We start from the raw sequence: 1,889 nt of genomic DNA, 5'->3' as shown, positions 1-1,889 counted from the left end.
ACTTAGAATAGTTTCAGCGACCTCATAGGGGGCATCGGTTGTTTCTGCTAGCCAATCGCGTAAACTAGAGCGAAAACCATGGGGGCAAGCTTCAATTTTATTTTTTCTCATATACGCCGCCATCATCGTATGTGAAAGAGGACCACGACCGGTAAGTGAAAAGATGAAATCACTTTTAGAGATACAGCGGGCTTGTTCAATTACTTTTATTGCTTCAGATGATAGGGGCACGCGAAACTCTGTTGTGGCATCACGCTTGCCTTTCATATTCTCAGCAGGGATTGTCCATATATCACCTTCAATCTGATCTTCACGAATATGACGCAAAGGGTTGGTACGAACGCCTGTCAGGATAAGCAGACGCAAAGCTAAATGTTTTATAGTTGTTGTTTTGCAGAGAAATTGGTAAAAAGCCGGCACATCTCTCCAATCCATGGCTGGTAAGCTTTGTTTTTTATGACGTTGTTTGCCTAAGAGAGCGCGTGCTTTTTCTACTGCTTGTAAATCAACATCTAACCCTAATGCAGCCGCATGTTTGAGACAAAGATTAAGACGCATTAGTGCTGTTCGAGCAGTTCCAGCTTTTGTATGCCAAATAGGGGCAAGGGTATCGCGTATCTCTGTTTGCGTAATCTCTGAAACGGGTAAACAGCCTAACTTGGGAAGAATATGAAGGCGTAAAGGTGTAAACCAATTTCCATTTTTACCGTCACCTTTTAATTCAGCTTTACGACTTTCAAAAGCATCTAAAGCAATATCTTTTAAATAATGGAGATTACTTATTGCCTCACGCTTTTGTTTATTACGTTCTTTAATAGGATCACGCCCTTCACGTAAAACAGCACGCCATTGCATTGCACATTCACGGGCTTGTTTTAAAGAAACATCTCTTAAAGCACCCAAGCCCATTTCACGGCGCCGCCCATGAATGGTAAAACGGTAAATCCATTGAGCACCTCCATCTTTACGCTTATGAAGTAACAAGCCGGCACCATCATTATATTTGCCAGCTCCCAATGTTGCGACAGCCCTTGCATTAAGACGGTTCATAAGAGCCATTTTTAGTCCTTTCTTATACAAATTTTATCCACACACTCATCCCACTTGTTATGTACAAATGAGTGGTTTTGATTGATTCAACATAAACAGATTTGAAATGAGAGAATCCTACGTTATTCGAGACTCTCATTCAACATACAAAACAGTGAATTATCATTATAAATCAATGTCTTGTAGAGGCATATAGAGACACGGCATGTATCTGGACGATTGGTTATGGTCACACCAGCAATGCGGGTCACCCCCTTGTCAAAAAAGGCATGCGGATCACACAAGAGCAAGCAGAAGAAATCCTTTGTGAAGACTTAAAGCAATTTGAGCAGACAGTCGAGGAATCGGTCACGGTTTCGTTAACGGATTGCCAATTCGCGGCATTGGTCTCATTTTGCTATAATGTAGGAACAGCTGCTTTTCGCAAGTCAACCTTGTTGAAGAAGCTTAATCAAGGGGATTATGAAGCCGTACCCTTAGAATTACAGAAATGGAATAAGGTCGGTGGGAAGCCTCTTGCGGGTTTAGCCAACCGTCGAGCAGCAGAAGCGGGATTATGGGTAAAAGGGGCTTATGTTTCTTCGAATTATCAAAGGGTAGAAACGAAAACGGCAACCGGACTTCTTAAAATAGAAGCACTTGCCCCGATTATAGGGTCTTGTTCAGGTTTTGGCGGCTTGTTAGCAGGCAATGGTCCGGTGCAATGGGCTTTAGCAGGCATCATGGTTTTAGCGGCTGTAACGGGCATAGTGATTGTTGCCAAGCGGTTTGGGGAGCAACGCTTATGATTTTTTGGCTAAAGAAATATTCTCTTATGTTTACAGCGGCTTTAGCCGTTT

Annotated in this window: 2 protein-coding genes; one reads left to right on the top strand and one right to left on the bottom strand. The window is 42.6% G+C overall.

The window, feature by feature from the left end:
• A partial coding sequence (locus ACFIMM_RS02215; RefSeq protein WP_375692590.1) for a tyrosine-type recombinase/integrase occupies nucleotides 1-1,059 on the bottom strand: 1,059 nt, incomplete at its 3' end.
• Between the two features lie 149 nt (nucleotides 1,060-1,208).
• Here ACFIMM_RS02215 and ACFIMM_RS02210 point away from each other — a divergent pair.
• The gene (locus tag ACFIMM_RS02210; protein ID WP_375646004.1) at nucleotides 1,209-1,838 is read left to right on the top strand and encodes a lysozyme; all 630 of its coding nucleotides are present in this window, start codon (nucleotides 1,209-1,211) and stop codon (nucleotides 1,836-1,838) included.
• The last annotated feature ends 51 nt before the right edge of the window (nucleotides 1,839-1,889 follow it).

This window comes from Bartonella sp. AP258QHHD (assembly GCF_042196145.1).
In the GTDB taxonomy this organism is placed as follows: Bacteria; Pseudomonadota; Alphaproteobacteria; order Rhizobiales; family Rhizobiaceae; genus Bartonella.
The sequence above is the reverse complement of the archived record's forward strand: the minus strand, read 5'-3'. Positions and strand labels throughout refer to the sequence as shown.